The organism is Fusobacteria bacterium ZRK30 (assembly GCA_024628785.1).
Taxonomy (GTDB): Bacteria; Fusobacteriota; Fusobacteriia; order Fusobacteriales; family Fusobacteriaceae; genus Psychrilyobacter.
Genome location: CP102405.1, coordinates 1,974,448 through 2,000,567 on the forward strand (window position 1 = coordinate 1,974,448; position 26,120 = coordinate 2,000,567).

At 32.4% G+C, this 26,120-nt stretch carries 25 protein-coding genes and 1 pseudogene; 2 read left to right on the forward strand and 24 right to left on the reverse strand.

Going from position 1 to position 26,120, the window contains the following annotated elements:
• Nucleotides 1-10 precede the first annotated feature (10 nt).
• Nucleotides 11-972 (forward strand): annotated as a pseudogene (locus NRK67_14675) (IS30 family transposase).
• A gap of 114 nt (nt 973-1,086) precedes the next feature.
• Here the strand turns inward: NRK67_14675 and NRK67_14680 are convergent.
• The gene (locus tag NRK67_14680) at nt 1,087-1,620 is read right to left on the reverse strand and encodes an O-acetyl-ADP-ribose deacetylase (protein UUV18519.1); all 534 of its coding nucleotides are present in this window, start codon (nt 1,618-1,620) and stop codon (nt 1,087-1,089) included.
• Between the two features lie 210 nt (nt 1,621-1,830).
• Between NRK67_14680 and NRK67_14685 the strand changes: the two genes are divergently transcribed.
• Nucleotides 1,831-3,108: an ArsB/NhaD family transporter gene (locus NRK67_14685; protein UUV18520.1), complete on the forward strand. Its 1,278-nt coding sequence runs from the start codon at nt 1,831-1,833 to the stop codon at nt 3,106-3,108.
• A 59-nt stretch (nt 3,109-3,167) separates the two neighbouring features.
• Here NRK67_14685 and NRK67_14690 read toward each other — a convergent pair whose 3' ends face one another.
• From NRK67_14690 to rimO, 23 genes are all read right to left on the reverse strand, one after another.
• Nucleotides 3,168-4,091 (reverse strand): U32 family peptidase, encoded by a 924-nt coding sequence (locus NRK67_14690; protein UUV18521.1) that lies wholly within the window; start codon nt 4,089-4,091, stop codon nt 3,168-3,170.
• A gap of 198 nt (nt 4,092-4,289) precedes the next feature.
• Nucleotides 4,290-5,525 carry a U32 family peptidase gene (locus NRK67_14695; GenBank protein UUV18522.1) on the reverse strand — a complete coding sequence of 412 codons (1,236 nt, stop codon included), beginning with the start codon at nt 5,523-5,525 and terminating at the stop codon, nt 4,290-4,292.
• Nucleotides 5,526-5,687: 162 nt separating this feature from the next.
• Nucleotides 5,688-7,028, reverse strand: coding sequence for a replicative DNA helicase (gene dnaB, locus NRK67_14700; GenBank protein UUV18523.1), 1,341 nt, complete (start codon nt 7,026-7,028; stop codon nt 5,688-5,690).
• Between the two features lie 8 nt (nt 7,029-7,036).
• On the reverse strand, nt 7,037-7,486 hold the full coding sequence (gene rplI / locus NRK67_14705) for a 50S ribosomal protein L9 (protein UUV18524.1): 450 nt from the start codon (nt 7,484-7,486) through the stop codon (nt 7,037-7,039).
• A gap of 1 nt (nt 7,487) precedes the next feature.
• Entirely contained in the window at nt 7,488-8,282 is a 795-nt protein-coding gene (locus tag NRK67_14710; GenBank protein UUV18525.1) for a hypothetical protein, read from the reverse strand.
• A gap of 71 nt (nt 8,283-8,353) precedes the next feature.
• Complete coding sequence (gene dnaX, locus NRK67_14715; protein UUV18526.1) at nt 8,354-9,844, reverse strand: DNA polymerase III subunit gamma/tau; 1,491 nt, start codon at nt 9,842-9,844, stop codon at nt 8,354-8,356.
• 16 nt (nt 9,845-9,860) lie between these two features.
• Nucleotides 9,861-11,255, reverse strand: a complete 1,395-nt coding sequence (locus tag NRK67_14720; GenBank protein ID UUV18527.1) for a sigma-54 dependent transcriptional regulator — start codon at nt 11,253-11,255, stop codon at nt 9,861-9,863.
• Nucleotides 11,256-12,224, reverse strand: a complete 969-nt coding sequence (locus NRK67_14725) for a TonB family protein (protein ID UUV18528.1) — start codon at nt 12,222-12,224, stop codon at nt 11,256-11,258. It lies immediately after the preceding gene.
• A gap of 11 nt (nt 12,225-12,235) precedes the next feature.
• Entirely contained in the window at nt 12,236-12,676 is a 441-nt protein-coding gene (locus NRK67_14730; protein ID UUV18529.1) for a biopolymer transporter ExbD, read from the reverse strand.
• A 9-nt stretch (nt 12,677-12,685) separates the two neighbouring features.
• Nucleotides 12,686-13,300 carry a MotA/TolQ/ExbB proton channel family protein gene (locus NRK67_14735; protein ID UUV18530.1) on the reverse strand — a complete coding sequence of 205 codons (615 nt, stop codon included), beginning with the start codon at nt 13,298-13,300 and terminating at the stop codon, nt 12,686-12,688.
• Nucleotides 13,301-13,334: 34 nt separating this feature from the next.
• Nucleotides 13,335-13,691, reverse strand: coding sequence for a hypothetical protein (locus NRK67_14740; GenBank protein ID UUV18531.1), 357 nt, complete (start codon nt 13,689-13,691; stop codon nt 13,335-13,337).
• Nucleotides 13,692-13,700: 9 nt separating this feature from the next.
• Nucleotides 13,701-16,652, reverse strand: coding sequence for a tetratricopeptide repeat protein (locus NRK67_14745; GenBank protein UUV18532.1), 2,952 nt, complete (start codon nt 16,650-16,652; stop codon nt 13,701-13,703).
• Nucleotides 16,653-16,661: 9 nt separating this feature from the next.
• A complete protein-coding gene (locus tag NRK67_14750; protein UUV18533.1) occupies nt 16,662-17,192 on the reverse strand; it encodes a DUF116 domain-containing protein in 531 nt (176 codons plus the stop codon).
• A 156-nt stretch (nt 17,193-17,348) separates the two neighbouring features.
• Entirely contained in the window at nt 17,349-18,461 is a 1,113-nt protein-coding gene (gene dnaN / locus NRK67_14755; GenBank protein UUV18534.1) for a DNA polymerase III subunit beta, read from the reverse strand.
• 105 nt (nt 18,462-18,566) lie between these two features.
• On the reverse strand, nt 18,567-19,394 hold the full coding sequence (locus NRK67_14760) for an RNA polymerase sigma factor RpoD/SigA (GenBank protein ID UUV18535.1): 828 nt from the start codon (nt 19,392-19,394) through the stop codon (nt 18,567-18,569).
• A gap of 19 nt (nt 19,395-19,413) precedes the next feature.
• Entirely contained in the window at nt 19,414-20,412 is a 999-nt protein-coding gene (locus NRK67_14765; protein UUV18536.1) for an NAD(P)H-dependent glycerol-3-phosphate dehydrogenase, read from the reverse strand.
• Between the two features lie 45 nt (nt 20,413-20,457).
• Nucleotides 20,458-21,069 (reverse strand): glycerol-3-phosphate 1-O-acyltransferase PlsY, encoded by a 612-nt coding sequence (plsY, locus tag NRK67_14770; protein UUV18537.1) that lies wholly within the window; start codon nt 21,067-21,069, stop codon nt 20,458-20,460.
• 27 nt (nt 21,070-21,096) lie between these two features.
• Nucleotides 21,097-22,452: a 23S rRNA (uracil(1939)-C(5))-methyltransferase RlmD gene (gene rlmD / locus NRK67_14775; protein ID UUV18538.1), complete on the reverse strand. Its 1,356-nt coding sequence runs from the start codon at nt 22,450-22,452 to the stop codon at nt 21,097-21,099.
• Between the two features lie 94 nt (nt 22,453-22,546).
• Nucleotides 22,547-22,834 (reverse strand): hypothetical protein, encoded by a 288-nt coding sequence (locus tag NRK67_14780; GenBank protein ID UUV18539.1) that lies wholly within the window; start codon nt 22,832-22,834, stop codon nt 22,547-22,549.
• A complete protein-coding gene (rsmH, locus tag NRK67_14785; GenBank protein UUV18540.1) occupies nt 22,831-23,772 on the reverse strand; it encodes a 16S rRNA (cytosine(1402)-N(4))-methyltransferase RsmH in 942 nt (313 codons plus the stop codon). The genes NRK67_14780 and rsmH overlap by 4 nt, the downstream gene beginning before the upstream one ends.
• Nucleotides 23,773-23,914: 142 nt before the next feature.
• A complete protein-coding gene (locus NRK67_14790) occupies nt 23,915-24,181 on the reverse strand; it encodes a YggT family protein (GenBank protein UUV18541.1) in 267 nt (88 codons plus the stop codon).
• Between the two features lie 12 nt (nt 24,182-24,193).
• Nucleotides 24,194-24,751, reverse strand: coding sequence for a CDP-diacylglycerol--glycerol-3-phosphate 3-phosphatidyltransferase (gene pgsA, locus NRK67_14795; GenBank protein ID UUV19950.1), 558 nt, complete (start codon nt 24,749-24,751; stop codon nt 24,194-24,196).
• 24 nt (nt 24,752-24,775) lie between these two features.
• Complete coding sequence (rimO, locus tag NRK67_14800; GenBank protein ID UUV18542.1) at nt 24,776-26,116, reverse strand: 30S ribosomal protein S12 methylthiotransferase RimO; 1,341 nt, start codon at nt 26,114-26,116, stop codon at nt 24,776-24,778.
• Nucleotides 26,117-26,120: the final 4 nt, after the last annotated feature.

Genomic DNA, 26,120 nt, shown 5'->3' on the forward strand with positions numbered 1-26,120 from the left:
AGGAGTATTTATGAATCATAAACATTTTACCATTGAAGAAAGAGAAAGTATATTTAAATTTTTAGCGCAAAAAAAATCAATTAGTTTTATTGCAGCTAAATTAAAGAAAAATAGAGTTAGTATTTATAGAGAAATTAATAGAAATTCAGTTGATGGTGAGTACACTCCTAATAAAGCCCAGTTTTTATACAAAAAAAGAAAACAACTTTGTGGAAGAAAGCACAAATTAAGAGATTCGATCCTTTTGGTAGATATTCAAGAAAAGTTAGAATCAGGTTGGAGTCCAGAACAAATATCAGGAAGAGCTAAATTAGACAACCAATATTCTATTTCATTTAAAACAATTTATAGAGCAATATATCTTGATTTTCTTACGGAGAGTACTAAATACCTTTTAACTAGAAAAGGCAAACAAAAGCCTAGAGGATTGAAAGAAACAAGGGGTAAAATCCCTAATAAAAAGATGATAGAAGAAAGGTCTGAAGAAGCGAATGATAGAAGTGAGATTGGTCATTTTGAAAGCGATACTATCGTTGGCGCAGGAAAAAAGGTGCTATGATGACTTATGTTGATAGGAAATCAAGATATCTTGTAGCGGAGCTAATGATTAATAGAAAATCAGATACTTTTAATGAGGCAACAATAGAGAATTTTAAATATATACCTAAAGAATACATAAAAACATTTACATCGGATAACGGGAAAGAATTCTCTAAATTTAAAGAATTAGAGGAAGCATTAGGTATTAAAGCTTATTTTGCTAACCCTTATCACTCATGGGAGAGAGGAACAAATGAGAATACAAACGGTTTATTAAGGAGAACTTTCCCTAAAGGGACTATTTTTAGTAAGATAAAGAGATGTGAATTTTATAAAGCGGTAAACAAAATTAATAATAGACCAAGGAAGTGTTTAAATTGGAAAACCCCAAAAGAAGTATTTTGGGGTGAAATTGAAAAGTGTTGCATTTAATTTGACAACGTAAGAAGTAAAAAAAATAGTTGTATTTAAATTAGAAGGTTCAGGCTGGAAATTTTTTTTATCTCTTTAAAAAACCAATGTTTAAAAGATATAAAAATAAGTATATTAATTATAAAGACTTAATAAGTTTTTATAAATGTTAAAGGATTCCTCCTCAAAACATACGATAATAATTTTTTTAATACTTACATTATCCTTTAAAAAATCTATGATTCTTGAAATTGCAATCTCAGCAGCCAGATCTTTTGGAAATCCATAAATCCCAGTACTAATACATGGAAATGCTATACTTTCTATGCTGTTTTGTACAGCCAAGGCCAAGCTGTTTTTATAGCAGTTTGATAAAAATTCTTCGCTATTTTTTTCAGTATTCCATACAGGTCCCACAGTATGTATCACATAGTCTGCCTCAAGATTTCCACCTGTTGTTATCACTGCCTCTCCGGTTTTACATCCTCCCTGCTTTTCTCTGATAACCCTGCACTGATCATCAATTCCCTTTCCACCACCTCTATGAATTGCACCATCGACTCCTCCCCCTCCAAACAAACCATTGTTAGCTGCATTTACAATTGCGTCAATCTTTAATTTTGTTATATCCCCCTTGATCACTTCAATAATTTTGTACTTTGTAGACATAGTCCCTCCTATTTTACATAAATTATACATTACAATAATTTACGTAAAAAACTTAATAACTCCTCTGAGAATAATTCTGTTTCAGTGATAAATATTAGGATGCAAATAAAATTTACTCCATTATTCTTGTCGATCTTCTAAAATTAATTTTAAAGGATAGTGTCTAAAACCGGTGTATAAATTAATTATAAAATCGAGGTGATGCAGCTCATGAATTTAGATCTTGTAATAGCAATTATAGTATTCATAATAACCTTTTATTTTATCATAACTGAAAAAATACCCAGGTCTTCAAGTGCAATTATTGGAGGAGCTGCTGTAGTATTTTTTAAAGTTATAGACGAACACGAAGCTCTTCACGCTATTAGCAGCAATATAGAGATCTTAATTTTACTTATGGGTCTTATGATCATTGTGAATATAATGGCAGAAACAGGTATATTTCAGTGGACAGCAATAAAGATAGCCCAGTTAGCCAAGGGAGATCCTGTTAAAATCATGATTTTTTTAGGAATAGTTTCGGCATTAGCATCTGCACTCTTAGATAACGTTACAACGATCCTCCTAATTTTTCCAATATCTATACTGATTGCCGAACAACTAAAGATAGACTCCCTGCCATTTCTTCTTACCGAAGTCTTCTCTGTCAATATAGGAGGTGCAGCTACCTTAATCGGAGATCCGCCTAACTTAATTATAGGAACAAAGTCCGGTTTAGGTTTCAATGATTTTCTCCTTAATATGGGCCCTATTGTTCTTATAAACATGATTTTTTTTCTAATTCTTATGGTCATTTTTTTCCATAAAAAACTACATGTTTCCAGGATGAGAAAAGTTAAAATTATGGAGATGGATGCAAGCAGAATAATAAAAGATAAGATTCTTTTAAAAAAATCAATCATAGTTTTTATTTTAGTTATGTCTGGATTTATTTCCAATGTAATTACAGGTATAGGATTAGCTGTAATCTCTATCTCTGGAGCGACCATCCTAATCCTTATAACAAAAAAAGATCCCGATGAAATTTATAAAAAAATAGAGTGGTCAACACTATTTTTCTTTGCCGGATTATTTATCTTGGTAGATGGTCTTGCTGCTACTGGATTGATCAGTGATATTGGTGATTTCATACTATATATTACCAATGGTAATTCAAAATTAACTGTTATTCTGACGGTGATCTCCTCCACTATATTTGCCCCAATAATCGGAGTAGTTCCCTATACAATTTCATTTACTAAGATAATAGGAGAACTCATCCCTCAAATGGGAGAAAATACTGCTCCCCTGTGGTGGGCACTTTCTATGGGTGTATGTTTTGGTGGTAATATGACTCTCATAGGAGCCGCAGCTAATATTGTAGGAGCTAATATAGCAAAAAAAGCAGGAAAAGATATAGGTTTTTTTCATTTTTTTAAATTTGGAATAGTTATTACCCTTCAATCCCTTATCTTGAGTATTATATATCTGCTGGTAAGATATTTTTAAAATCTAATCACTAAAAAAGCCTAGATATTTATATATATCTAGGCTTTTTATTTAAATTTCTATATTGACCTCTTACCTTCTATACCAAAATAGAACCCTTTAGTAAATTCCCTTGGTGAAGCTTCTTCTAAATCTTCTAACCACTCTTTTTTTACATTAAAGTTCCCATTATAGAAATCATTGATCCCCTCATTGTAAACTCTAACCGATGTAGTTAAGTAGTCATTATTCATCATTCTTCCCTCAATTCTTATGGCATCTACACCTAATTCTAAAATTTTATCTAAATTTTCAATTGTACATAGATCCTTTGAATGGAAGATATGAGTTCCATGCTCATCTTCAAATACCGGCATATATTCTCCAGGTCTTGTTAACTCTTCTACAGAATATTTCCACTGTGCATTATTTGAATCTAAGTTTTCTTCCTTAGAAGACATATAACTAGTCAGTAAACTTCTACCAGATGTAGACATATGCATAGCTCCATGAACATAGATTTCTAATTCAATCTCAGGAACTTTTTCCCTGATATCCCTTACATTTTCAATAGATATCTCTCTGGCTAAGATAACTCTGGAAGCTCCTAATTTTTTCCACATCCTAACAGCTCTAAAGTTAGTATTGCTTGCTTGAGTTAATACACTTATCTTTAAGTTAGAAAATTCTCTGACAACCTGAAAAACTCCTAAATCTCCTACCATAACCCCATGAATACCAATAGTTTCTAAATATTTAACATATTCATCTAAACCTTCTAATTCATGGTTATGCGGAATAATATCCAGTGTTACCCATATTTTTTTATCATTTTCTTTGGCATAACTTACAGCCTCTTCTAACTCTTTATCTGTAAAGTTATGACTTCCTGTTCTCAGGTTATATTTTTTCCCACCTAATAATACACTGTCAGCTCCATTTTCAAAAGCTAACTTTAATTTTTCCATATTCCCTGCTGGGGCCACTAATTCTGTTTTTCTCATTTTTTTTACTCCTTAAAAATCTCATGAATTTCTTGCACCTTCATTTTCATAATATTTTCATAAACCAAAACCACAGATTATTTTAATTTACCTGTGGTTTCTTTAACCTCTAGGACAGTAAAAATTTATGGAATCAATAAAAAATTATAAAAACCTAAATTATACCTGCCTGTATAAAACTTCATATTCCTTTCGCCTCTATTCTGCTTCTGGTAAAACCCTTCTTATCATATCAAGTCTGTTAATATCTGCATCTATCTTTACCCTTACAACAGAGTTAGGATTAGCATCAGTTACTACACTTGTTACTCTCTTCTTTGTTATCTCCATCTCTGGTAATACAATAATCTTTGGATTACCATTATTACTTGCTACTTCCAGCTCTTCTCCAGTAAATATTTTATTTCTTACTTCTAAGATATACTCATTTTCACTTAGTTTCTCTGCTACTTTTGCAACCAATTGATGACTCTGGCTATATGAATTTCTATTGTTATAATTTTGTGAATCTGAATTCGGTTTATTAAAATAGAAACCAGATGTATATTTTCTATGGGATGTTGTTTCAAGCTCTCTTAACCACTTTTCACTATATTCAAAGTTTCCTTCATAGTATCTATTGATTGCTTCTCTGTAAACTTTTACAGCTGTTGCAACATAATAAATACCCTTCATTCTTCCTTCAATCTTTAATGAATCAACACCTGCATCTAATATCTGGTCTATGAATTCAATTGTGCATAGATCTTTTGAGTTAAATATATGTGTAGGATCATCTTCAGTATAAACAGGTTTCTTATCTCCGTTATTATCCTCTTCCATCACATTATATTTCCACCTGCAAGATTGAGCACAGTCTCCACGATTTGCATCTCTTCCTATCATATAGTTACTTAGTAAGCACCTACCTGATACAGACATACATAGTGCTCCATGAATAAATACTTCTATCTCAATATCTGGAACACGAGCCCTGATTTCTTTGATATTCTCCAGTGAAATTTCTCTAGCCAAAACAACTCTTGAAGCACCCATCTCCTGCCACATCTTAACTGATCTCCAGTTAGTGTTACTGGCTTGAGTACTTGCACTTATATGTAAGTTAGAGTTCTCTTTAACTATCTCTAAAATCCCTAAATCTGCTACTATAACACCATCTACTCCAGCTGTTTTTTCCAAAAATTGTACATATTCCGGTAAAGCATCCATCTCATCATTATGTGGAATTATATTTAGCGCTACCCATACTTTTTTATCTCTGGCATGAGCATATTTAACAGCTTCTACTAACTCTTCTCTGTCAAAGTTGTGTCCACCTGCTCTTAAACTAAATTCTTTTCCACCTAAAAATACTGCATCAGCACCATAATGAAATGCCATCTCTAACTTTTCAAAATTTCCTGCTGGAGCTAATAATTCTACTCTTTTTTTCATCTTTACATCTCCTTTTATATATATGTTTATAAAAAGCAGACTTGCACCCTAACTTTTATTACTATTTTTATTTTTTACCATAAACTACAGTACGGGTAATTCATGAATTACCCGTACATAAAGTTGAACCCATATTCTGTTTGAAAAACCAATTATGATTATTTAACTTATACTTGTTGTATAATCTCCAAATTGTGTATATTCATGGAAGAATCGTAGTTTTACCGTTCCTACAGGACCATTTCTCTGCTTACCTATGATAACTTCGGCAATTCCCTTATCTTCACTCTCTTCGTTATAGTAGTCATCTCTATAGAGGAATACTACCATATCGGCATCCTGCTCAATAGCACCTGAATCTCTTAGGTCTGACAGCATTGGTCTCCTGTCAGCTCTTTGTTCCGGACCACGTGAAAGCTGTGACAGTGCTATTACCGGCACTTCTAATTCTCTGGCTATAATTTTAAGTGATCTGGATATATCTGAGATCTCTTGTTGACGTGATTCACCATTTTTATCTCTACCCTTTATAAGCTGCAGATAGTCTATTATTATCATATCTAACTTTCCTGCTGCCTTGGCTCTTCTTGCCATGGCTCTTATTTCCATAACATTTATATTAGGCATATCAGCTATTTGGATACTGGATTCGGCCAATTTTGAACTGGCTGATCCTAATTTTACCCAATGATCAGCTTCTAAAAAACCATTTCTTAAGTTTGAAAGTGGAATCCTAGCCTTTGCAGCTAAGAATCTTTGAAGTAATTGAGAATTTGACATCTCTAGACTGAATATCATAACACTCTTTTTCTCTTCTACAGCAGCCTCTAATGCCAGGTTCAGAACAAATGCCGTCTTACCCATAGCTGGTCTGGCTGCTAAGATCACCAGGTCTGAAGGATGAAAACCATTGGTCATCTCATCAAAGTGTTTAAACCCTGAGGAGATTCCAGTTGTCATTCCCTTATTATCCATTAATTTTTCTAGTCTTTCATATTCCTGGGATATAATATCTTTTACTTCTATTACATCTTTACTCTCTTTATTTTCAGCAATCTTAAAGATCATCCCTTCGGCTTTATCCAATATATCATCTATATCTTCATAACCTTCATGGGTCATCTCTACTATTTGAGTACCTATATCTCCTAATTTACGCAGTGTAGCTTTTTCCTTCACTATTCTGGCATAAGTTAAGATATTTGCAGCTGTAGGAACCTGTTCTATAATCTCATATAAAATAGCTTCTCCGCCGCTTTCCTCAAATTTGTTTTGTTTTTTCAGTGTATTTATCAAAACTACAGGATCTATTACTTCCCCTTTAGAATAGGCCACCAACATCGCTTCATAAATATTTCTATGTGCTCCCTTGTAAAAGTCAGTCGATTTTACTATCTCTACAATATCTTCCAGAGAATCAGGTTTTAATAAAACCCCTCCCAATACCGACCTTTCAGCTTCTACACTGGTTGGAACCATCTTTAACTTATCTATACCTTGCATATTTTCTCCTACATTCTCTCAGCTATTACTTTTAAGCTAGCCTTTACACCTTTGTGTAATTTTAAATTTACTTTGTGTTCACCTATTTTTTTTATACTTCCATCTATTTTTTTCTTATCTATTACCATATCAAATTGAGTTTTTATTGCCTCAGATATTTCTTTGTTAGTTATAGAACCAAATACCTTTCCATTCTCTCCAGCTTTTACCTTCATGAATAAAGTCTTTTCTCCTAATACCTTAGCTTGTTCCTCTGCTACAGCTGTTTCAGCTTGATCTTTTGCTGCTGCTTTATTTTTTTTAGCCTCTAATTTTTTCATCTCTTCATCAGTTGCTATAATTCCTTTATTTCCCTTTAATAAGAAGTTTTTAGCATATCCTTCCGATACACTTACTATGTCACCCTTTCTTCCTTGCCCTGCTACGTCTGTATTAAGTATCACTTTTATCTTTGACATTTTATTTCCTCCTTTTATTTATTTTTATTATTCCAAAACTATTCATTACACCTAAAATAAAGATCCCTATTGGAAAAAAACATGCAGTTACTATTGCTAGTCCCTTCCCGTAAACTCTCCATTTTATTCTTTCTCTAAACATATTATATAAAACTTTAATTCCATAAACTACATATATCAAAGTAGTTATTGAATATAAATTTTTAACATAAAAATTATCGATCTTTAAAGTCCTGTCTATAAAAAATGTAACTATATATATCAATACCCATAGGTAGGAAATATTCCACTTTCTGTATGTTTTCCCCTTAAGTATAAAATATGTAAAATAATTTATTATCAGTGAGTAGGTAAACATCACAAATAATAAGTGCTGTTTAATATAACCCATCATGATAGTTATCATACTTTGATCTAAAATCAGGTATTCCCTGTACATACCATCTAATATTGTTACCAGATCATTTGGTGTCCCTATAAATGCTCTCATAAATAGATATCCCACTGCTGTAGTTATTGTAGTTGAAATAAATATCCTGTCAAATATATCTATAGAAGTTCTCTCAAACAGATAATAAGCTCCCTCTAATAAAAGAAAAAATCCTACATAGACAAAGAACAATTTATCATCTATAAAATATATTACTCCACCAGAAATTAAGTTTGCCAAGAGTCTATTTTTAGAATTTAATTTAGGCAATCTTTTTATTTTATAGGCCGGTAAGACAAATGACCCCAATGGTATCAATGATGACGCTAAAAACAATAAGATAATATTTAAAGTTACTCTGATCATGATTTGTGCCTCCCTTTTTCATTTACTTCCACAGTCCTTATTGTATCATAATTCCCATAATTAGTTAAGAATTAGATAAGTTCACCATCAAAAAAGTCCACTACTCTTTCTACAAAATCACTTTTATCTTCTACAACTTTATTCTTCTCATTTAAAAGATCATATTTTACAAGTACTCTTCCTCCAAATTTATCCTTGAGTACACCTAAGAATATATCGTTGTAATATGGCTTTTCCATGCTTTCCTTATGGAACCTGTTTTCTGCATAAAATCCAATATGGAGAAAACCATCTTCTATCTTAGTAGGTGTAGCAGTAGATAAAAATGAGATCAACGGCATCTTTCTTCTCTTTGCTTCATTTACAATATCATTCCAATTTGTTTTAACATCATCTATACTTATATCTACTGTTTTTTCTGCTATCTTAGGAGTTTCTACTGCTTCTTCGGAACCAGCAGGAATCTCTTTTTCGACATATACTATTTTTTCAACTATTTTTTCCTGTACAGGCAGTTCATGAGTCACTACTTTTTCCTCTTTAAATTCTGTTATCTTATGTAAGATCACATATCCTAAGATTCTCTTATCCTCTTCATACCTGAATTTACCCATTACCTCAAATATATCTTCTATAATTGCTATAGATTTCATTATATTAAAGGGAGATTTTTTCCCAATCATCAGTTCCTTTAGGTAGTAAGCAAAACTTTTTAAAAACTCCTCTACATTTATAGAGTCATTCCATAAGCTATCTAAAAAGTTGATTCCATTCACCAGGTCATTCTTTGAGATAATCTCCAAAAATTCTGCTAGTTTTTTTTCTGGAATAACTCCTAATATTTTCTCTGTCTTTTCTAAAGTAATTTCTTCACCATAACATGAAGATATCAATTTTTCAAAGATAGAGATAGCATCTCTCATACTCCCGCCAGATTTTTCATAGATCAATTTTAAACTAGAATTATCTATTTTTACCCCTTCAGATTCAGCTATCATAAGAAGGTGGTCTATGGATTCTTTTTGGTTTACAGGTTTAAAATCATACCTTTGACACCTTGAGATAATAGTCTCTAATATCTTGTCTGGTTCAGTCGTTGCCAGGATAAAGATAACATGAGCCGGAGGTTCTTCCAATGTCTTTAGGAGAGCATTAAAAGCTTCCTTAGTCAGCATATGGACCTCGTCTATTATATATACTTTTTTTCTTCCCTTGGCAGGTTGATAGTTTATCTTATCTTTCAACGACCTGATCTCATCGATTCCACGATTTGATGCAGCATCAATCTCTATAAGGTCTATAAACTTATTTTTACTGATGTCTATACAGTTTTCACATTTATTACAGGGTGTATCAGTAACACCGTTTTCCATGCAATTTAATCCCTTGGCTATCAGTCTTGCAGTAGTAGTCTTTCCTACTCCTCTAGGCCCTGTAAATAAATATGCATGAGCCATCTTATTTTCCTTTAAAGAATTTTTTATAGTTTTTATTATATCGGTTTCTCCAGCTACCTCATCAAAGGTACTGGGTCTATACTTTCTATAAAGTGTTATATGCATCTTATCTCCTCAAACTCTAATCTAAATTATAGTTATTCATCTTTGTTCTTAATGTATTTCTTGTTATTCCCAGCGTTTCTGCTGCTTCTACTTTTTTCCCGTTGGCCACTTCTAATACCTGTCTGATTAATTCTCTCTCTACTCTAGATATTATATTTCCATAATAGTCTTTTTGGTTGGATCCCTGTAACATTTGGATCTCTCCCTCTACCCAGTCAGACAATATCCAGTCTTGGACATCTCCCCTTCTTTTGGTAGTTTTATTTCCAATAATATTTGAAGGCAGATCTTCTACTAAGATACTCTTTCCTCTAGATAATACCATGGCTGATTTCACAGCTGATTTTAATTCCCTTACATTTCCCGGCCAGTCATATCTCATTATTTTTTTCATAGCCGGAGTAGATACTCCTTTGACTCCTTTAGAAAATTCCTCATTAAATCTTTTGATGAAATGATGGATCATAAGAGGTATATCGTCTTTTCTCTCTCTTAGTGGCGGTATCTCTATCTCTAATATTCTCAATCTATGATATAGTTCTTCTATGAAATTTCCATTCATTATCAGCTCTTCTAAGTTCACGCTGGTAGTGGCTATGATCCTGATATCGGTTTTAATCAGCTTTGATCCACCTACTCTGAAGAACGCTCCCTCTTGAAGTACTCCTAATAATTTTGCCTGAAGAGTCAGATCTAATGATTCTATGTTCCCTAAATGGATCGATCCCCCATAACCCTTTTCTAAAATACCTATTTGCTCTACCTGTGATTCAAATATATTTCCCTTTTCATATCCAAACAACTTTCTGTCTAAGAACTCTTTTTGATATGCTGTACAGTTTACACTGACAAATGGTTTTTCCTTCAGACAGCTGAATCTATGGATAGACTTAGCCACCGCTTTTTTACCATTTCCCTTTTCTCCACTGATCAATACCGGTATTTTATTTGTGGCTACCTTACCAATTTTTTTATATACTTCTACCATCTTAGGGCTGTTTCCAATTACCGTCCCCTTAGGAGTCTCTTTTTTCTTCAGTTTTTCAGCCTTTAATTTTTGATCTTTTAATGCTTTTTCAACGATCTTTATTACTTCGTCCTCTTCAATGGGTTTAAGAAGATAATCATATATTCCCAGTTGAATTGCCCAGGCTATCAGATTTAAAGTTGCTCTTTCTCCCAGTGCTACAATTATAGCCTTATTCTGATTATCATAGATCTCTTTTATCACTGTTTTAGTCTTATCTATCTCTTCTAAACCATCTATATCCATAACTATCAGATTGTATTTAGTATTCTCTATGTAATCACCTATATTACTGTAACTATTTTCAAAAGAAAAATCTCCATCTAAATTCTCTAGTAATGATTCTTTTATTTTTTCCGTTAAATTTATCCCTAATATATTCATCTATTCCCTACCTTTTAACTTAAATTTATATTCTACCATGACACTTCCGCTTATAGCCATCCCGCTATTTATAAGTTTTATATTCCAGTCACGGGCTTTACTTTCCACAGCTCTATCTATTATATCTACCCCTGTTTTTATCAATCTTACTCTGAGTACCTTCCCATCAGCATCTACATCTAAAATTATCTTTACATCGGCAGTTTGAGCATTTTTCTCGGCTTCCAGAGGATATTTGGGATCTTTATTGGATGAGTCCCAGATAACTTTGGATTTTCCGTCTACAGATCCTACTTTTAACCCTGATTTAGGCCCTACTATATTTGGATTTTCTTCACTCATGAGGTTATTCCATCTTATATCTTCTACCCCGTCTTTCGAGTCATTTGTCACCATAATTTTTTCCGATCTATTATCAACTATTGCAGCTTCTACTTGATCTAAATTCTCTTCAATTTTATCTTTTGAATTATCAGTAACTTCATTTAATTCCCTGTCTTTAAATTCATTGTTTTTATTCCTATCTTCTACCTCTGAAACCTTTATTATTTTAGGTTTCATATCTTCCCTGCTTTTATTGATCTCCCTGGGAGAATCCAAGCTTTCCAGTATATCCAAGTCATCAAATGACTGGGTAACCTGTAACACCTTTGGGGCTTCCGCTTTTTCCTCTATCTTCTCAGGAATTTCTTTTTTTATCTCCTCTTTTTTCTCTGTAACTTTTACCTCTTTTTCCTCTACCGGCAAAACTTCTTTTGGTTCTATAATTTCAGCAGATTTCTCATTTTCAATAATTTTCTTAGGAGCACTATCAACAGAATAGTTGTTTATCCCAATGGTGATCTTACTTACTTCCGGCTCCTGTATAACTATTTTTTTTAAACCTGGCATTATATAGAGGAATATTATATGAAGGATAAGGACTCCTACAAATATTTTATTAAAATAATCATTTCTATCTGTTTTCACCTTATCACCTCCTAATCTAAACTTTTAGTATTGAGGTCTAATGAACCCGCTCCCGCTTCTTTAGCTATATCTAACACCTCTATGAGAGATTGGTAGTTTACACTCTTATCAGCACTTACAATTACATTTTTATCCTCTGCAAGTTCTAATTTTTGACCTAATTTTTTCTTTAGATCTCCCTGATCTACTTTCATCATCTCATTTTTACCTTTTAAATCCTTTACTATAAGGTAAATTTCTAAGTCTTTATTTATCTTTACTTCCAAAGTTTTAATAGTTATTTTATGCTCTGAACTGGATTTTGGCAGTTCGATGTTTACACTAGAATCTACATCTTGAAACGTTGTAGCCACCATAAAAAATATTAGGAGTAAAAATACTACATCTATCAATGGAGTCATATCCAAGATCAAACTTTTACTATTTTTCCTTTTCAGTCTTTGTATTTTCATAGCCCCCCCTTACTTTCTAAGAGAGTTGATAAACTCAACGGTAGTTTTTTCTATTTCATTTACCACATGATCGATCTTTTTATTATAATAATTATATAATATAAGTGCCGGTATGGCTACTGTAAGTCCTGCTGCTGTAGTGATTAAAGCCTGGGATATACCGTCTGCAAGCATCTCTGGCTTTCCTGATCCTACTACTGCAATAACTCTAAATGCTGCGATCATTCCAGACACCGTTCCTAATAATCCTACCAATGGAGTTACATGAGCCACCACTCCTAATAACCACATATGATTCTCTAATTTAGGAATCTCTATCAATGCTCTTTCTCTGGCTTTTTCTTCCAGATATTCGATATCTACCTCTCCATTAAAATCATGCTCTAATATAAGCTCTTTTAATACTTTTAAACTAGATGAATTCTCACTTTCACATAAGCTTACAGCTAACTCTTTATCTTTAGAGATAATTGCTTCCTCTAACTGTGCTTTTAACTGATCTTTTATTCCCTTTTCATTCTTTAAAAAATATACAAATCTCTCTATTATTACTGTTGTTCCCAATATAGATAGTAGGAGAATCCCATACATCAACATTCCGCCACTTTTAAATATTTCTATCATAATTTTTTTCTCCTTATTTATATTTTATAAGTCTTTATTTTGATCCTAAAGCCAGTCCTGCTACCAATACTCCTAATATAGTCAGCCCCCATACTACATAGTTAGGCTGGGTTTTTGTCTCACTTACATCTGCTAAAAGATCATCTGTCTGCTCAGCCTGATTATATTCTATATTAGTAGTCTCTAATTTTTGATTTTCATTGTTTATCAAATTCAGGTCAACTGCCTGTAATGTAGGATCTTTTTCTTTTCCTTCCAATAATATCCTACCCTCTGTTGTAGTACTTTTGTTGACACCACTGACTTCTTTTTGAATCTCTGCTCCAGTTCCCTCGGCAAAAATGCTCATAGACATCATTAGTAGTAATAATCCACTTATAAATCTTCTCATGTGATCCTCCTAATTATTGTTTGATTTTTTTTCCTCTTTAACTTCTTTTTTGCTTCCAGTGTTTACCTGTACTACATCCTCTTTTTTATCTTCTTTTTTTTCAAAATATGAAGTATAATTTTCTGCAACACCTTTATTTACTACCAATAGTTCATCGTAATATATTTTGGCTTTCTCTATCTTATTTCCATTGATGTTTATCACCAATAATTTTTCTAAGATTAAGCCTCTGTACTTACTCTTAGGATAAGTTTCATAGAACTCTTCATAGGTTCTTTTAGCTTTTTCATCCTCTTTTTGAAGTTCATAGGTCGTTGCAATCTTTAATTTTGCAGCTTCCCTCAGATTACTTTCTTCATATAAAAGTTCTATCCTCATAAAGTTTCTAAGTGCCTTACTGTAATCCTTTGAGTTAAAGTATATCTGTCCTATACGATATGTAGCAGTATCCTTATAGGGACCATTTTCTACCTTTAATATATTTTCATAATATTTTTTTGCCTCATCGTAGTTTTTTTCCCTATAGTAGTAAGTTGCTAAATTAAAGTTAACTTTACTTCCATACTCCACACTATCTATCAGTTTTTTATACTCAACTACAGCAAGATCAATCTTTCCTTGTTTTTCATAGATAAGTGCCGATAAATATATCTTTTCATTGGAATCACTTATTTTTTCCTTCCATAGGTTGGCATTCTCATAGTCATCCACGTTGTAATACAAAGTTGTAAGTTCCTTAGCCGTTTTATTTTTTAATTTTTCATCCGCTGTATCTTGATATATCTTTGTATAAGTTTTAGCCGCACTCTTTATATCATTTAATTTGAAATATGCATCTGCTCTATAAAAATTAACATCCGCTATATAATTGCTCTCTGGATATTCTAAATTGAATTCTCCACTTTTTTTAATTACATCTTCATATTTTTCCTGGGTATAAAGAATATTTATCCCCCAGTATAAAGATCTTAAAGCATATTCACCTTTTTTATTCTCTTCGTAGAGGTCGTTATACCCCTTAAAAGACAAGTCAAATTTCCCTTCATTGTAATATGTTTCCGCTATTTGAAACTGGCTATATCCTTTATACTTTTGATTTTTACCCAGTTCACCAAATATTTCCCTGGCCTCTGAATATTTTCCCATTCTAAAGTTTGAAAGTGCTTCTAAATCCATAACTTCATGGCTATATTTTTTATATTCATTCACTGCGAAATATTGTTTTGCAGATCTTATGGCATCACCATAATTTTTAGCAGCAAAATGAGTTTTTATCAGATTATAACTGGCTTTTTCTTTTTGAACCAGACTTGCATCTTTTCCTATTATTACACCTTCAAATTTTTCTGCCGCTTTCTCATATTGTGTCAGTCCCAGATATGCAACTCCTAAAAGGTATCTATTTTCTGCCGTTTTAGGCTGGGGAGTCAGGTATGTTATCAGATCCTTATAACTTCCATCTGCAACTAAAATAGTTATTAAGTTTTCTGAAATTTTAGTATCGTTATAAGATCTCAGATATTCTTTATAAGTATCTTTAGCTCCCTTTATATCTCCACCTTTATAGTATGTATTTCCTACTATAAGATAGATCTTTTGTCTGTACTCAATATCTGTAGAAAATTTAGTTTTATATTCGTCAAATCTTAACCTTGTATTTTGAATATCTCCTAATCTGCTGTTAACCAAGATCAATTGATAAAGACCTTCCTTACTCTGTGTTCTATTGTAGACATCGGTATAATAAATTTTGGCTTTTTTATAGTTTTTTGTCTCAAAATATGATTTTCCCAAAAAGAGATCTATATTATTCCTATATTCCCTCTTCATCTTAGATTCATCGTAAGATTTTAAATCTTTTATAACTTCACTATATTTTTCAGCTCTAAAATCTATCAATGCCATATAATAGATCCCTTCGGAATTTAAATCTGTTCCCAAAAGATTTTTAAAATCTTCTTTTGATCTTTCAACTAACTTTTTACCCTCTATATCCCCCTTTGATTCCCCTACTTTAAACATACTAAAAGCTGACCCGTATATAACTTTAGGATCCTTAGAATTATCTACTAGTTCATAATATTTCATAGAAGTTTCATAATTTTTTTGAGCAAAATAATGATTGGCCAAGAGTATATTAGCTTTCTCCTCATTACTGCCACCCATTAATTTTTTATAGTACTCATCTGCTTTTGTCATCTCTCCATTAGACAGATAAATATCCAAAAGACCGTATCTTACATCTGCTATATATTTACTCTGAGGATAATTTATTTCTACATCTGTTAATTTCTTTATAGCCAACTCTTTATTGCCCAGCTTATATTGGTTCATCCCATACATATAACTGGCTAATTCTATGTTTTTTCCCTCAGCCGATCCCTTTAAGTATTCATCTAAATAGATAGTACTATTCACATACTCCTTGTTATTATAAGATGACAGGGATATATACAGAAGAGCATCCTTTGATCTTTCAGGTTTCGTAATAAGATATTTAAAAGTTTTTTTAGCCTCCTCATATCTGGCATTTTCATAGTAGGATACCCCCAAATAATAAACAGCATCTATTTTTTTAGGAGAATTTTTATCTATTAAATTTATTTCTTTTTTTGCTCCATTATAATCCTTTAGGTAGGTCAAATTTCTAGCTAAATAATAATGTGCTTCATTTTTTTCATCTATTTTTAATCTATCTAATTTTAAGTATTGATTAAAATAAGTTACAGAACTCTTATACTCTTTATTCAAATAGAGAGTCTTAGAAAGTCTTTCTAGTGCTACTTTTTGATAACTGCTCTCAGGGTATTTCCCCACAAAGGTTTTCAATTCATCTGTTGCCATGGAATATTCTTTAGCTTCGTATAATTTATCAATATATTTCATGTCATCTCTATCTGTAGCAAAAATTTGACCACTCACTACGATCAAAAGGGACAAAATTAATAATCTTTTCTTCACTAGTTCCTCCTATCTTAATTTTTCTAGCACACTTTCAATCTCTTGAATTGAAAGATCGGTATTAAAACATGGCCCATTTATTTTTTTGTTGAATACACCATATACAGACATTGGAAAAGCATCATAGATTCCTGCTACCAAATCTCTTTCACAGGCTACAGCTATTACAAGTTTTGGTTTTGTTTCCTTTAAAAACTTACGCGCCAGTGTTCCCCCAGTAGCAATCTTGGCTTTTACTCCATATTTCCTCTGTAATTCCAGGATATTACCCACTTTACACTTCCCACATTCTTTACAATTTTCTACCCTAGATGTCACCTTCAACGGGCATTCATAATTTTGAATACAATGGGGGAGTAAGATCGATACCCTGTTTGCAGGTACATCCTTGCATCGTTTTAATACAACACCGTTATTAAAACGAATAAATATCTTAGAGATCTTACTATTTTCAATCTCCTCTTTGGAAAATTTTCTAGCTATGATCACTAGAAGGTAAAATATGAGATATATCCACCTTAAAATAACTATTTTCAACATATCATCTTCTCCATCAGGTTTAACAGACAAAACCGTTATAAACCTTATTTATTCAAGGGATTCTTACATATGGTACTCTTAATTAGTATATCATATTAAAATTACACCGTCAAAAAAAGCTCAAGTTTTAACCAAAACTTGAGCTCACTTATATTTTTAATCTTTTAATGCCAAAGGCATCACTAAATATTTAAAATTCTTTTCATTCTCTATCGTTAATTCTACAGCACCACAAGATGTAGAAAGACTCAAGAGAACATTTTTCCCCTTCTCTATAAAAGAAAGATAATCCAATAAAAATTTTACATTTAGAGATATCTTCAGATCTTCTCCATCTTTTTTTATACCTATAGTTTCATTGATCTTGGCAATCTCAGATATCCCGCTTACCTCTAATAAATCACCTTTAAATTCAAATATCCCACTATTTTTAGATTCTGCATTATTTCTAACAAATATTTGCACCCTTTTAAGTACGTTTTTGAATTCAGCTGAATCTATTAAAACTTCTTTGGTATACCCTGTTGCATTTAATATTCCATCATAGTCTGGAAATGGCAGATCAATAACTCTGGTTAAAATTTCAGTTGCTCCAACCATAAATTTAACTTGGTTTCCTTCATATGCAAAGGTGATATCCTCAACTTTTTTCGAAGCTAAGATTTTGATTATAGCTTCCACACTCTTTAGAGGAATACTAACCTTTAATTCCCCCTCCAGGTCTACTTGTTCAGTTATATAAACCAGCCTGTAAGTATCTGTTGAGATTAATTTCAGCATCCCGCTTTCCAATTCCATCCTCAAACAATTTATAGATATATTATCTGTAGTTTGAGAAGCAGCAAATTTTGATTTTTCCATTAAATTCACAAAAAGTTCTATGGGTAATTTGTACTCTTTCCCACCTTGAAATCCCCTAATTTTAGGATATTCAGAAGCATCAAAAACAGAAAATTCAGAAGATGAATCTTCAGTTTCGATCAAAAGAGTTTCATTATCTATACTAAGAGTTATTTCTGTATCATTAATTTCTTTCAAGTACTCCTCTACCAATTGATGAGAAAATACCAGATTTCCACCCTCAATTACTTCTCCTTCCATCTTAGATGTAACAGTTAATTCTAAATTTGTTCCTTTTAAAATTATGGTGGAGTCATCGGCCTCCATGTATACACCTGAGATAATAGGTCTTATTTTATTTTCAGTGATTGCCTTACTCACTGTCCTTAAAGTTTTTAAAAATTCTTGTTTATTTACTTTTATTTTCAATTTTTACCTCCCTATCTTTTAACCTTCATTTTCAATTTCAATTCATTCTACCACATCTACCAGTAAAATTAAAGATTCCCCACCAAAAAAGGCGGGGAACTTATATTATTTAAATAAATAGGGTTTTAATTCTTCACTAAACCTTGTTTTAAGTTTTAATAAAGTTTTTTTCTCAATCTGTCTAACCCTTTCTCTAGTGATATTAAAAGTCTTACCAATCTCTTCTAAAGTATGAATATCATAACCGTCTATTCCATACCTTAACTTCACTATCTCTTTTTCACGAGGTTTCAGAGCGTCTAACATCTTAGTAATCTCTTCCTTACCTATTTCTCTTAAAACCTGGTTTTCAAGGGATTGTTCCTCAGGCTGACTTATGGTATCTTCTAAGAAGATATCCTCTCCTATGGATGCATTCAAAGACATCAGATCTTGAAATTCTAACATTACTTTTTGGATCTTGTCCTCTGGTATATTTAAGCCCTTTGATATCTCATTAAAATCAGGGTATTTGCTGGTTTCCATCACATGATTCATAATATATTTATTTATCTTATTCAACATATCATATTTATAAGATGGTATCCTTATCTCCCGTCCCTTACTAATAATAGACTTAGTTATAGATTGTTTAATCCACCAAACTGCATAAGTTGAAAATCTAAATCCCTTATCCACATCAAATTTTTTAATAGCATGGATAAGCCCAAAATTACCTTCACTAATCAGGTCTATTAAACCTAATCCTTTTCTGGTATACTTTTTAGCTACATTTACTACCAACCGTAAGTTAGATAGAATTAATTTTTCCTTAGATTCCTCACAGCCATTTTTGGCCGCTATAAGTAGTTTTAATTCCTCTTCCTTTGTCAAAATTTCGTACTGCCTAATATCTTTTAAATACAAAGATACTAAATCTTTTGTTCTCTCCATAGTCTCATCATCCTTAGTTTTAAAATTCTCTCTTTAAGTCTCTAGTCATCAATTCTTTAACCATTTCAGTTGCTAATTTATCTTCATATAATACTTTGTAGACACCTTCTAATATTGGCATTGACACCTTCTTCTTTTGAGCTAATTCGTAGACAGCTTTCACAGTCGGTACTCCTTCAGCTACCATTTCCATCTCATCTAAGATCTCTTGTAATTTCTTTCCTTCACCTAATTTTTGTCCCACATATCTGTTTCTACTGTGGGTACTAGCACAGGTCACTATCAGGTCTCCCATCCCGCTAAGTCCTGAAAAAGTCTCAGCTTTAGCACCTAGAGCTTCTCCAAACCTTACCATTTCTGCTAATCCTCTGGTTATAAGTGCCGCCTTTGTATTGTCTCCAAAACCTATACCATCAGCGACTCCTGCAGCTATTGCAATACCATTTTTTACTGCACCGCCTAGTTCCACCCCAATAATATCATTACTTTCATATACTCTAAAACTTTCTGTATTAAATAATTCCTGGATTTTTTTAGCACATTCAGATTCCCCGGCAGCTACTATTGTAGATGGAAGATTTTTTGCTACTTCCTCTGCATGGGTAGGTCCAGAAAGGATAACAATATTTTTATGGAATTTACCCAATATTTCGTCCTTAATCACCTGGGATAACCTCATCCCTGTAGATATCTCTATCCCCTTAGCAGTATTAACAATTATTGTTTTTTCCGTCAGTTGATTACTGATTTTGCCCATAACACTTCTCAGCACTTGAGATGGCACAGACATGATAAGATATTCTACTCCATCTAATAATCCTTCTATCTTAGATGTTACCTTTAAAGTTTCTGGAAATTCAGCATTAGATAAAAACTTTTCATTCACCCTATTTTTCTGTAATAATTCTGCTCTCTCTTCGTTGTAATCCCATAGAGTAACCTCATTTCCCTTCGACGCCATAATCCTAGCAAGAGCTGTCCCCCAAGAGCCTGCTCCCATCACTACAATTCTTCCCATAATTTACTCCTTTTTTAATCATTTAAAATATTTTAATTGTTTAAATTATTTTTTAGCTCCAAATTTATTTTCATTCCCATGAAGGAGTCTTTGGATATTACTTCTGTGCTTAAATATCACAAATAAAGCTATTACAAGGGCAAATCCAAACATATTCCATTTTCCTAACCCTTCTTTTACAGGCATGAAAAGCACCAATATCGGAAATAATCCTGCTGCTGATACAGAAGCCAAAGATACATATTTAGTTGAAAATGCAATTAATAAAAATACTACAAGTAGTATTAAAACTATATTTGGAACTAAGTATATAAACACTCCTAAACTAGTAGCAACACCTTTTCCACCTTTGAACTTTAAAAATATAGACAGAGTATGACCAACTATTGTAACCAATCCTACTAAAATAAGCTGCCATCCAACCAGTCCAGCTAAGCTAGCTAGAAAAACCGGCAGGTACCCCTTTAGGGCATCTGCCAAAAGAACAATTATCCCATACTGTAATCCCAGTACTCTGTAGGCATTGGTTGCACCAGTATTTTTACTTCCGTGTTCCCTGATATCTATTCCTTTAAACTTTTTCCCTATAACTACACCTGTTGGAATAGATCCCATAAAATAAGCTATTATTAAAAAAATTATTAATTTAACTTCCATTTTCCCTCCTAGATCAATCTATATTTTTTAATTCTTTATAAATTTTCCTACTACCTCAATGTGACTGGTGTTAGGAAACATATCCACTGGACAAACTTTGTTCAATTTATATCCCAACTTTTCTAATATCTCTGTATCCCGAGCAAATGTTGACGGGTTACAAGATATATAAACCACTTCTTTTATCTCAGTTTCAGATAATTTTTCCAATATATTTTGCGCTATTCCCTTTCTAGGGGGGTCAAATATTATTGAGTCTATTTGATTACCTGTTTCTATCAACTCAACTAATTTTTCCTCAGCTTTACCGTTTATAAATTCTATATTTTCTATTTTATTTTCTACACTTGTTTTCATTGCATCTCTTGTAGCTGATTCCACCATCTCTATCGCATATACTTTGTTAGCATCCTTTGACAGGATCATAGCAATGGTCCCTGTTCCTGAATAAGCATCCACTATATTTTTATCTTTTATATTATCAAAATAAGACATAGCTTTTTTATACAGCTTTTTAGTCTGTTCTATATTAATTTGGAAAAACGATGTTGGAGATATATTAAACTGAATTCCATATAACTCCTCCTTTATATATCTTTCTCCCATTAAGTGGATATTTTGCTCACCTAAAGCGAAATTTGTTCTTTTGTTATTGATAGAAACGTAAACAGACTTAATTTTGTCATTTTCATTATATAAAGTATTTAGAACACCTTCTATCTTTGAATCTACCTTGCCTTTGATGATAAGTACAACCATAGCCTCATTAAATGAAGTAGTCCTAACCATTATATGTCTCAATATCCCCTTGTGAGCTTTTTCATTGTATACACTTAGTTTAGCTTCATTTAGGAGCTCTTTGATCCTAGATATAATTTCATTTGAAAGCTTAGACTGAAGGATATTTTCTTCAACTTCAAATACTTCATGTGATTTCTTTTTAAAGAATCCCGATATTACCTTTCCATTTTTACGTGCAAATGGTTCAATTACTTTATTTCTATAATTAAATTGATCTTCTGCTCCTATAGTATCCGATATTTCTATTTTATCTAAATCTACCTTTCCTACTCTAGAAAGCACATCCTCTACCATATGTTTTTTATATTTTAACTGCTCATTATATTTAAGCATCGCAAAGTCGCATCCATGATGATCTTCAAAACTTATTTTATTTCCTGCTGCTCTATCTATTCCAGGTGTTATTATCTTTTTTATAAGACCTCTTCCATATGTTTTTTTTAGTGAAATTATCTCAACCTCTAAAAGGTCCCCAGGAACAGACATAGGTACAAAAATAGCTAGATCTTCGTAATATCCCAATCCTTCCCCACCAAAAATTATCTTATCTATTTTAACCTCTACTATACTTCCTTTTTTCAATTTCTACCTCTTTTCATAACAATTTATATTCAAACTACTACTTACTCATAATACAACCTAAACCAATCAAAGTCAAGTTTCAAACCTTTTTATTTTAATTTGAAACACTTTTTTTCATTTTGACATAGTTTATAGACTCAGAAACTTCCATTCCTATCTCTTTCTCAGCACTTTTTTTCATTGTATTTAAGTCCATTTTTTCTGTCAGCTTTATTTTTTCTCTGGATATATCCTTTTGAAGGTTTAGATTATAAGTTTTTTGAATCTTAATTTCCTTACTTACTCTAACTGCCTCTATTGTATAATGTAGACGTAACCCTTCCATAAAAATTAAAAAAATTATCGGTAATAAAATCATTAATATTTTATTTCTTTTTTTCATAATTTTTCTACTACTCTCAATTTAGATGAATGTGCTCTATTGTTAAATTCCAGCTCATCTGTATTAGGAATAATAGGTTTTCTAGTTACACGTTTTACCGTAGCTTTATGATTACACTGGCAAACCAATAGATGCGACGGGCAGAGACAATCTGTAGACAACTCTTTAAACTTTTGTTTTACTATTCTGTCTTCTAACGAATGAAAGGTAATTATAGCTAGTCTTCCTCCCGGTTTCAAAAGATTTACCGCTTTATCAATTACATTTTTAAGTACATCCAATTCCTTATTAACTTCTATCCTTATTGCCTGGAAAGTTTTTTTAGCCGGATGTTTCTTAGGATGCCCTTTGATAGCTTTTTTTATTACTGCTACCAAATCTCCAGTAGTTTCTATAGCTTTTTCCTCTCTGTTATGAACTATATATTTAGCTATCTTTCTGGCATATCTTTCTTCACCATACTCGTATATAATCCTTGAGATCTCCTCTTCTTCATAGTTATTTACAACTTCATAAGCTGAAATAGGCATATTTTTATCCATTCTCATATCTAAACGAGTATTATATTTATACGAGAATCCTCTTTCAGGATCGTCTAGCTGTTTTGAAGAAACTCCTATATCCATCATTATTCCGTCTACTTTGTCGTACCCTGCCATATATACTACACTATCCATCTCCTGGAAGTTAGATTTAAATATTTTTACTTTATCACCATACTTTTCCAGTCTTTTCCCTGCAAAATCAATGGCATTTTGATCCTGATCTATAGAGATCAATACACCTTTTTCTGAAAGTCTCTTCACTATTCCTTCTGAATGACCTCCTCCACCTAGTGTTCCATCTACATATATCCCATCTGTATTGGTAACTAAGTTATCTAAAGTCTCTTCATACAACACCGGTATATGATATTCACACTCTATCTCTTTATGCATTATTCCTCCTACTTAACTGTTAATTTACTTTTTTACTTAACTTAATATCTCAATTTTAAAGATAAAGAGTCTGCCCGCCTTTGGCGGGCAGACTCCATTAATTTTTTTACTTCATATAGGTAATTCGTGAACTACCCCTAATCTAAGAGATCATACTCAATATTCTAAAGATCAAATACTTTGCAAGACCCAGCACATAGTATGCCAAGATTGGTGAGAGATCTAATCTGGCACCACCTAAAGGAATCATTATTCTAAATGGTCTCAAGATTGGTTCTGTAACCACATGAATCAATTCAATAAATTCATTCCTGCTACGAGGAGCAATCCACGATAATATGATCCTCAATAAAATTAAAATTTTCAATATCTCTACTGCATAATTTACTACTCTATATATCAAAAACATCTATTCCTCCACTTATTCCATATTCATAAAATAATGTTTTGCTTTTACTGAATAATCCCATCCTGACCATATAGTCAAAATTACAGAGGGTAACATTATCCAAATATTTAAATGTATTCCTAACAGTTCAATCTTAGTTGCTCCTAAGATCATTATCAGTATTATACCAACCATCTGAGTAGTTGTTTTATACTTACCTAAGTTCCCGGCCGGAATAACCTCTCCATTGGCTGCTGCCAGTGATCTGATCCCACTGATCAGAAATTCCCGTGCCAAAACAACTATAGATATCCATGAAGGCAGATAACCAACTTCTACAAAAACCACCAATGCCGATATAACTAATATTTTATCTGCTAATGGATCCATCAATTTACCAAAATCTGTGATCATATTATTCTTTCTGGCTATATATCCATCTAAAAAATCTGTAATAGACGCTACCATAAATAACCCCAAAGCTATCATTCTATATATAAACCCACCATCTCCATCAGATATTCCTAAAAAATAAATAAATGGAACCGCTAAAATAATTCTTGCCATGGTTAGTTTATTAGGCATATTCATACTCATCTTCACTCCTCCTAAAGATTAGTTAATTTCATTTCTTACTATAGGTCCTAACAGGTCATAGTTAAAGTTTTGTTCTACTTTTACTTTCACTATTTCCCCTGGTTTAGCAGTTCCGTCATTAGTTAAAACTTTACCATCTATTTCCAAAGCCTGCCCTCTTGTTCTTCCTTCTAGCATGTATTCCGATTCTTCTGATACACCATCTATCATCACTTCTATCTCTTTACCTAGGAAAGATCTATTTTTTGCTTCTGCAATCTCAGCTTGAAGATTAGTAAGTTCTACCCATCTTCTATGTTTCACATCTTCATCTACTTGGTTTTCCATATCAAAGGCTACCGTATCTTCCTCCCTTGAATATTTAAACACACCAATATAATCAAATTTAAACTCTTCTACAAATTCTTTTAATTCTTGGAAATCATCCTCTGTTTCCCCAGGGAATCCAACGATTAGAGATGTTCTAAATGTTGCATCAGGAATCTCTCTTCTAATCTTACGTAATAATTCTTTAGAAGCATCTCCTGATATTGCTCTTTTCATTCCCTGTAACATAGAGTCAGCCACATGCTGAATAGGAATATCAAAGTAATTACACACCTTTTCCTCTGTTTTCATAACCTCTATAAGTTCATCTGTTACTGAATTAGGGAACATATAATAAGTTCTAATCCATTTTAACCCCTCTATCTTAGCTAATTCTCTCATTAGATCAGGTAAAGCTTTTTTCTTATATAGATCTAATCCATATTCTGTTGTTTCCTGGGCTAATAAATTTATCTCTCTTACACCATTAGCCACTAAGTTCTTAGCTTCCACTATGATATCTTCAATAGTCCTGCTACGAAGATTCCCACGTAAACTAGGGATGATGCAGTAAGTACATCTTCTATTACATCCTTCTGCTATTTTTAGGTATGCAGTATGGGGGAAAGTTGTGATTATTCTTTCAGTTTCAGCATTGGCTAAGAAATCTAAAGATTCACTTCTAACAACCCTCTTATCTGCTAAAATTTCATCTATTACTTCCTCTATTTTATCTACGTCACCAGTTCCTATGATAGCATCTACTTCCGGCATCTCTGCTAACAGTTCATCTGCATATCTTTCTGCCAGACATCCAGCTACAATTATCTTCTTTAATTTTCCGCTTCTTTTGTGCTCTGCTACACCTAATATAGTCGTGATAGACTCCTCTTTGGCGTCACCAATAAATCCACAAGTATTTATGATACATAGATCTGCATCCTCTACCTCTGTAGTTAATTCAAATCCTCTTTTATTTACTAATATTCCTAAATAATGTTCTGTGTCTACTAGGTTTTTACTACAACCTAAAGTTATAACTGCTAATTTCATCTTC